Origin of the sequence: Sulfuricurvum sp. (genome assembly GCF_023250475.1) — a bacterium.
Lineage (GTDB): Bacteria > Campylobacterota > Campylobacteria > Campylobacterales > Sulfurimonadaceae > Sulfuricurvum.
The window spans coordinates 1-8,503 of the sequence record NZ_JAHFAQ010000096.1 but is presented as its reverse complement, the minus strand read 5'-3'; the positions used below and the strand labels follow the sequence as shown (position 1 = coordinate 8,503).

General features: G+C 46.0%; 5 protein-coding genes. 1 reads left to right on the top strand and 4 read right to left on the bottom strand.

The annotated features are described in order from the left end of the window. Nucleotides 1-86 precede the first annotated feature (86 nt). A complete protein-coding gene (locus Q0C19_RS09120; RefSeq protein WP_295055281.1) occupies nt 87-2,111 on the top strand; it encodes a molybdopterin-dependent oxidoreductase in 2,025 nt (674 codons plus the stop codon). A gap of 16 nt (nt 2,112-2,127) precedes the next feature. On the opposite strand, the gene Q0C19_RS09115 is transcribed toward Q0C19_RS09120, so the two are convergent. The 4 genes from Q0C19_RS09115 to Q0C19_RS09100 all read right to left on the bottom strand — a co-directional run. After that, on the bottom strand, nt 2,128-4,170 hold the full coding sequence (locus Q0C19_RS09115; RefSeq protein ID WP_295055279.1) for a response regulator: 2,043 nt from the start codon (nt 4,168-4,170) through the stop codon (nt 2,128-2,130). A gap of 9 nt (nt 4,171-4,179) precedes the next feature. After that, nucleotides 4,180-7,116, bottom strand: coding sequence for an HNH endonuclease (locus Q0C19_RS09110; RefSeq protein ID WP_295055277.1), 2,937 nt, complete (start codon nt 7,114-7,116; stop codon nt 4,180-4,182). 53 nt (nt 7,117-7,169) lie between these two features. After that, nucleotides 7,170-7,850, bottom strand: a complete 681-nt coding sequence (locus Q0C19_RS09105; RefSeq protein ID WP_295055276.1) for a response regulator transcription factor — start codon at nt 7,848-7,850, stop codon at nt 7,170-7,172. Beyond that, a partial coding sequence (locus tag Q0C19_RS09100) for a histidine kinase dimerization/phospho-acceptor domain-containing protein (RefSeq protein WP_295055274.1) occupies nt 7,847-8,503 on the bottom strand: 657 nt, incomplete at its 5' end. The genes Q0C19_RS09100 and Q0C19_RS09105, both read right to left, overlap by 4 nt.

Sequence of the window (8,503 nt, the reverse complement as noted above, 5' to 3'; positions counted from 1 at the left end):
GGTTATCGAAAAAATGGTTCATCCGAATCCGATACATCGTTATCAGGTCTTTACCGAAATTATTAATGATCTAGAGACTATCTCGTATGAAAGCTGAAGAATTCATCGCTACAGGATGCCCGTTTTGCGGTACAGGATGCGCGCTGAGTGTCGAATGCTCCGACAATCGGATCAAAGTAAAGGGAGATAAAGCCAACCCTTCTACGCACGGAGAACTCTGTTTCAAACCGATCCAAATGGTGAAGGGATTAGATTCAAACCGCCTGACAACACCGCTGTATCGAAGCAATAAGTCCGAGCCGTTTCAACCGATCGGGTGGGATGAAGCGATCGCGATTTTGGCCGATCGTATCCGTGACATCCCCATTGATAGCCTCTATTTTTACCTCTCAGGACAACTCCTCACCGAGGAGAGCTACCTTTTTACCAAAATGATCAAGGGACACTTGGGAACCAATAATGTCGATGCCAACTCTCGGCTCTGTATGGCAAGCGCAGTGGTAGCCCACAAAATGGCTTTCGGGAGTGACGGTGCTCTTGGCTGCTACGCCGACATAGACGATGCCGATGTGATCCTCATCAGCGGCTCCAATCCGGCGTGGGCGCATCCGATCATCTATCGACGGATTATGACCCGCAAAAAATCCAATCCGAATACTCAAATCATCGTCATCGATCCGATCCGTACCGAAACCGCCGAGAAAGCCGATCTGTGGCTGGGACTTCTCAGCGGAACCGATACGATCCTCTACAATGCTCTCCTTGCCGATATTGAGACACGCGGAGGATGCGATGCCGATTTTATCGCCCGTTCCTGCGAAGGGTTTGAGGAGACACTCGACGCGGCCAGAGTTCTCCCTTTTGCAGAAGCAATAGCATCGTGCGGACTGAAAGTCCAAGAGGCAAAGCGACTCGTTGAACTTTTTGCTTCAGACAAAAAGATTCTAGGGCTATGGTGCCAAGGACTTAATCAGGCGAGTGATGGTGTGATGCGCAATCTTGGATTTATCAACCTCTTTTTAGCGACGGGACGGATGAATGCACTCAAAGGGCTTCCCCTCTCTCTCACCGGACAGCCCAATGCCATGGGGGGACGGGAAGTCGGCTATCTTTCAAACGGTTTACCCGGCTATCGCGATGTCCGTAATGAAAGCGACCGCGTAACGTGCGAACGTCATTGGAATCTCTCAGAGGGCTCTATTTCACCGCATTCGGGAATGACGATCACGGAGGCCATGGACGCTATTCTCACCCGTAAACTCCAATTTTTGTGGGTTGCATGCACCAATCCCCTCTTAACCCTCCCTGATGTTCATAAAACAGCACACGCCCTGAATCAGGCTGAGCTCTTTTTGGTCGTCCAAGACTGCGTAATGAGCCAAAGCGCGATGCTGGCTAATCTGATTCTCCCGAGCAGTTCATGGGGAGAAAAAGAGGGAAGCATGACCAATTCGGAGCGATTTATTAAACGGTTCAGACCATTTAAAACGGCTCCATCAGGGTCAAAAAGCGATGGTGAAATCATCTGCAAGGTTGCTGCGGCATTGGGATTTGAAGGATTCGATTTTACCGATTCCGCCGAAATCTATGATGAATATAAAAAACTTACCGAGGAACGCCTCTGCGATCAAAGTACCCAGGATTATCAAACCCTCTCGTATCAGTGGGGTGGAGAACGGCTCTATTCGAATGAGAAATTTGCGACACAATCGGCAAAAGCACGGTTTCATCCGATTGTCTCTGCTCCATTCAACCTACCAAGCGATGAGTTTATCCTCATTACAGGGCGAACAAAAAAACAGTGGCATACGATGACACGTACCGGAGAAGTCGCAGAACTCTTAAGAGACGAAGAGAACCCTTATTTGATGATGAACGCGGCTGAAGCCGAAGTGTTGCGGATATCGGAAGGGGATATAGCGGTTCTCTCTAATGAACTGGGATCTTTGCTCCTCCCCGTTCGTTTCGGAACACTCGCATCCCGTCACCTTTTTGCTCCGTTTGGCTACCCCGATACACCGATCAATACCCTTATTCCGGTAGTCAATGATCCATTTTCGTTCCAGAGTGATTTGAAGTCGACAAGGGTAAGATTGAACAAATTGGATTGATTCGAACGGTATCGGACTAAAAAATAAGCGATTTTGCTTTCAGCGCCATCATAGTGTATTCATGAGGCGAAGAAGGCATTTTCATGTAGTTTTTGAGCTTCAAGTTATAAAGGCTATCATTGCCGATCAACTCCGAGCTTTTGATTGCCCCTTTATAAATAGTCAATGTATTGAGCATCTCAACCGAGGTTTTAAACCGTTTTGCTACTTCATTCAGATAGGTTTCAAACCCTTCTTCCTGCGATTCACGGTTTAATATCAATAAATTCGGCACATACGGCAAACCGTAATTTTTAATCGTCCAATTTGTAAATGCCTGAATATCATACGTGGGGAAATTTTTTTTAAGTTCTTCACGCATTTGGCTTCCTTCACTGTCTTTAAAACCTACGATCAGGATTGATGTCCGAAAATCGACTTCAAAAAAATGGCGAAGTTGTCCATGTAGTCGATTATTCTCATGTTCGAGCCAGCTTTGCGTCGTCAACTCTAAATGCCTTCCTTGCGCATTGCAATACGATCTGAAACGCTTAGAGGTACGCATCCCCTTCCAAAGAGATCTATCAAACTCGGCACGAACCTGATTAGTGGTTTTTGTCATTCGATGAATCTGCGCTTTGAACATCTGTTCCCACTGATCCATAATCTCATTTTCCAAAAACTGAGATAAATCGTTGAGTTGTTTGTCATGGCTTGCCAAAGCACCCCGATAAGAGGCAAGGTCATGCTCATATTTTTCGTAGGTCTCTTTAACCTGTTTGCTTGGAGTCTCTTTATACATTTGAATAAGTTTGTTTTTCCGTTCAATTAACGTTTTAATTGCAATACGATAACGTCTTATTTTAGCGCTCAATTCCGCATACTCATTATTTTTCGGTAACAGTTTCATACGGACATATCCCAGAATATCTTTGGCTGTGATTGCACTGATTTGCGATTCATACCGATCTATTTTTTGCATTTGATCGTATAGATATTCGAGTTCAAAATAATTTTTAATACGGTGGTCAATCATCAGTACCGAACGATAGACCGACTGAATACATGAGAAAAATACCTCTTTTGGAATCTCCCTCAAACGCTCTTTTGGAAAAGAGAGTTCCAACGTCATCGATTCAAAAGGGGCAAAAAGAAACTCACTCAATTCACTAACGCTCTCTGCTTCGATCACATCCAAAGAGGTAAGATTTTCGACATTCTTTTTCGCATCAAAAAAAAGTTTGATCTCATTTTGTGGTGTTTGCAGTCGAATCGGGTTCTCTTCGATCAAAGGACGAAACGCCTGAACAAAAGCCGTATGTTCAAACGGTTTTGGCAACGCGGACATGATGGATGAACCATCCACCATCGTCAATGCCATGTCGATGCTTCCGGAAAGGACAATGATTTGTAATTTGGAAAGAAGTTCTTTTTCTTCCAAAATTTCAATCAATTGCAATCCGTCCATTACCGGCATCGTCAAATCTAAAAAAACAATTCCCATTTTTTCATCGTCTTCATAAAGCATAGCCCATTCGCTGATTTTTTCAAGCCCATCTTTACCGTTGACAGCTTCAGTGACATTAAGACAATTGAGATTTTCCAACTGTTTTCGTATGATATTTCGCATCGCCAGGCTGTCATCGATGATCATAATAGGCCCATCATAAACGAGTTGCACCGTTTGTGCTTTTGAACTGATAACATTCAGCAGTGATACTGCGGTTCTTTCAAATTCGCTTCCCGTAAAAGGTTTCGGGATTACCGTATCGATTTGCAGTTCACGTATCCGCTTTTGACCCAACTGAATGACTTCCGTCGACATTACAACAACATGAATCTGATCTCGCCATGGTACACGATTAAGCCATTCTAAAACGGTGAAACCGTCCATTACCGGCATATTGATGTCTAAGAATATGCACCCATATTCGTACTGCTGTAACAATGCAAGCGCATCTTTACCATCAACCGCTTCATCTATGTGATCGTAGCCGTGCTTCAACAAATAACGCTTAACAATCTTGCGCACCGTCAGACTGTCATCGACAATTAAAATTTTTATGACAGTCCCTTTCACTCATTCTGCTCAACTGTTCGTCGTAGTGTTCTCGGAGTAGCTAAGCCGTAAACCTTCCTCACTCATCACAAAGCCGTGAACGGCAATTTTCCCCTCATGCACCATGCGGTGGTGTTTCGAGCACAGAGGAATAAGGTTGTAGCGGTGATTCATCCCGTAATGGCCGATAGAACCGCCATCATCCGCATTGGCTTGCGGGACGATATGGTGTACCTCATCGACCGCTTCGTCGCATAACGCACATTTGGTGAGGAAGAGCTTGTTGTTGTAGCGGCTCTTCTTCTCACGTTTCAACATAGCGGCTTCGTGGGTTTTATCGGTGATCCGCCCCCGTATCTCGTACGCTTTTTTCAAAAAGGTCTCATCCATGTGGAGTGATTTGGCAAACTCCAATCCGTACAGCGTCGAGCCGCTTCCGCTTTTAAGTTTGCGGTCATACACCAGTTTGTCGCTCGCTTCGTCGTAATACACTCCCAAATGAAGCAGAACAATCTCTCGCGCTTTTTGGATTTCGGCGAGGGAGGAGAGCTGATGAAGATGGGTGGCAAAAATAAACATACTTCCAATCTCACGGAGTTTTAGGATCGCACTCGCGACGATAGCGAGAGCCGATTCGGTCTCGGTTCCGTGGCTGATCTCATCCCCTAATATGAGGGTATTCTCTGTTGCTCGATTGAAAATATTACGGAGTTCCAGCATCTCTACCGCAAAGGTCGATAACCCTTTGTAGAGGTTGTCTTTGGAGACGATACGAGTGAGAAGCTTGTCGACAGGGGCAAAACGCATAGCGGCGCACGGAACGAAAGATCCCCCTTGTGCCATCACTACCGAGAGTCCGATACTCTTCATCAGAGAGGATTTCCCGCTGGAGTTGATCCCATAGAGCAATACCCCTTTGACATCCTCACCGTTCTCTATCGTCGAATGCTCTTCATAGGTGTGCTGATCAAGGGAACCTAAAAAGAGATCGTTCGGGATAAAGATACCGTTCTCTTCGCGCGACTCGATCAGGGGATGCCGCAGCCCTACCGTTTCAATAAACGCTTTAGGAGATGGTACAATCGTCGGTCTGACATATCGGTACTGCTTCGCACACTTCGCACCGCTGAGACTCACATCCACCACAGCTAAAAAAGAGATCAAATGTTCGATGGCATGGGAAAACCGTTTCTCAAGTCCTTCAAGCTGTTCGCGGTAGCGCTCTTTCACCTGTGCGATCATCCGCGACTTGGCTCCGGCATTTTCGATGGAGAGTTCATCCAAAAGGGTGGAAGAGAGTTTGACGGTTGTTTTGAGTTTTCGGATCTGAAAATCACGGAAAAAGTAGTGCTGCCCCTCCAAGGTAAAAAAGCTGTTGTGGAGTGCCTCTTCGACACTCACATAGCGGTTACGGGTCATCAACAGATGATACCCCTCACTCTCCAGCCATCCGATAGAGGCATACGATCCCCCCGATTCGAAAAAAGTGTCGATATGGCTGATAATAGCACTCAGTTTTGCTTCGTTATCGCTCTGTAACTGTTCCAGTGCATCGATAGAGGGATCAATCCCTTCGTTAAAGAGATTTTGATCTACCTGATCGCGTCGGAATTTGGCGCACGCTTCGATATTAAAAATACGACGCAACTCCGAGGCACAATGGGCACATTCCTGTGCACTGGCTTTATCGTAGGTAATTTTTAAACGCTCGGCATCTTCAAACAACGATTCCGCCGCACTGAGCGACGCGTAAAAATAGGCGAGTTCGAACGGGTGGAGTTTACCGAGCTTTAAACGACGAAGTATCCGCTCCAGATCGTAGACCTCTTTGAGTTTCGTCTCCAACGGCGCGATATGCTCCCCCATTTTGTCGATCAAATCGTATCGCTCTTCGAGGAGTTTGGCATCACAAATCGGATTCAGCAGTCGCTCACGCAATAGCCGTTTTCCCATCGCCGTAGAGGTTTTATCGATCAATTTAAGGAGTGTCATTTCATCCGAATCACGAGAAATAATCCCCAACTGCTCCGCCGCATTGTTTCCCAGATACATATAGCGATTCGTCCCCAAAAAGGTCGGACGGTTCATCTTCTCGATGATTCCGGCATCGTGATCGATAATAACGTTGATAAGGATACAAAGCGATTCGGAGGCATACGGATAGCGCTCTAAATCAAGATACTCGATAGGGCTGAGGAGTGAGCGTATCTGATAAATCCGTTCAAACAGTTCATTTTGGTAATCGATCCGAAGCCGTTTCTCGTTCATCGAGGTACGATGGTGATTTTTGATCTCCAGATAGCGGTTTACTTCTTCACGATCGATATCTCCCGCACAAAACGTCACCACCACCTCAGAGGTTTGGTAGCTTTGGAGCAGTGTAAACACTTCATCGAGGGCATAGGTTTTATCTTCACGGGTTCCATGAATCTCATTGATAAGGGTTTTCCCCGTCCCTACATCGATAGCGGAGTAGCCGATGGAATAAACCCCGTTATTTTGATCGATCAGGAGCGAAGCGATATAGTTCTCGCTCGCTTCGGCAATGTAATCAAAATTGGTCCCCGGAGAGATGATATTGGAGATGTAGCGGCGGATATGGGGAACTTCCCCCTGCTGACGGACGAGGACGATGGTATATTTTTTCGACTGTACCAAACGGCTGAGATAGCGCTCGATAGAGACGGTCGGAACCCCCGCGAGAAGAGGGTTTTGGATCGAGTTTTCTAAAATGGTTTTGTTTTTACGGGTAAGCTGGATGTTGAGAAATTCGGCAACTTCTTTCGCCTTACCGATTTTCATAGCTTCGTTGTTGACTTCGTAGACCTCGAAGAATGATCCTACTTCGATAATGACGAGGGTATCGGAACCGTACTTCGCCTCACACGCGGCTTGAAGTTCGAAATAGATTTCGGAGAGGAGCTTGCTTTTATCGCTTAATAGTGCTCCGATCTCTTCTGTACTCATCCCTGCTCCGCATAATCAAAAAGTTTTAAATTATAGCGAAGCGGGGCTAAATCTTATCCCACAAACCGATATCCGATCCCCGCTTCGGTGATGATCCATTTCGGTCGTGCGGAATCGATTTCAATCTTTTGACGCAGTTGATTGATAAAAACTCTCAGATAATGGGTCTCATGCTGATATCCGACTCCCCATATTGATTTAAGCAACCATGAGTGAGTCAGTGCTTTCCCCTCATTCTCCATAAAAACACGGAGTAGTTTAAACTCTTTGGGGGTCAACTTTATCAGTTCATCGGCTATTGTGACAATTCTTCCGGCAACATCCATACGCATTTCTCCAACACTTAGAATTGGTGATCTCTCCTGCGTAGGAGGAACGCGGCGTAAATTTGCTTTTATACGGGCAATCAGCTCATCCGTATTGAAAGGCTTTGTCACATAATCATCCGCCCCCGCATTGAGAGCGGCTATCTTGTCCGTCTCATCATGAATTGCCGAAACCACAATGACAGGGGTTTGGTCATTCTCGCGATAACGCTCTAAAAATTTGATCCCGCTCATATCGGGTAATCCCAAATCGAGCAAAATCAAATCGAAATACTCATTGCTCCCTTTTTTCAATCCCTCTTTTGCCGTTGATGCACTCTCCGCCATAAATCCGGCAAAGGCAAGCGTCATAGCCAACAGCCGCCGTATAGAGGGGTCATCATCCACAATTAAAATTTTAGATGTCACGACTCTCCCCTAAGGCTCACTCGAACACAAAAATGATCATTGCTCAGATCAATCGTTAATGTACCGCCGTGAACTTCGATAATGTTTTGCGCAAGACGCAATCCGATCCCTGAGCCCGGCTTGCCTTGGGCATTGTCAAGCCTCCCTGGGATAATACCGAGGGTAGCGATAGTATCCGAAGAGGGAAGATCGCCGTTATTACAGATAAGCAACTGTATTTCATTAAATGCGGCACTCAGTTCAACACGCACCTCATGACCGTATTTAAAGGCGTTATCCAATAAATTGCCAACGGCCAGCTGAAGTAAAGCGATATCAGCACTCAAGGGAGGAATATCCGCCGAGAAGGAGAGGTTAGCTTGTCGGTTCCAATCATTTTCGGCTATCGCCAATGCCGAGGAAACCACCTCCTCAAAGCGTACTATTGTCCGATTAAGAGGTGTTTTTCCCTCACGAAATCGTGCATTAACCAGTAAATTGTCGATCACTTTTTCCATACGGCGTGACCCTTCCACAATGGTTTGCACCATCGCCTCTTTATCCTTTTGCGCAAGGGTGAACTGTGGATTGGATAGATTGCTGGCAGCTCCCCGTATCAGGGTCAAAGGGGTTCGAAGTTCGTGAGATAGAAGATCGATCAAACTCTTTTGCAT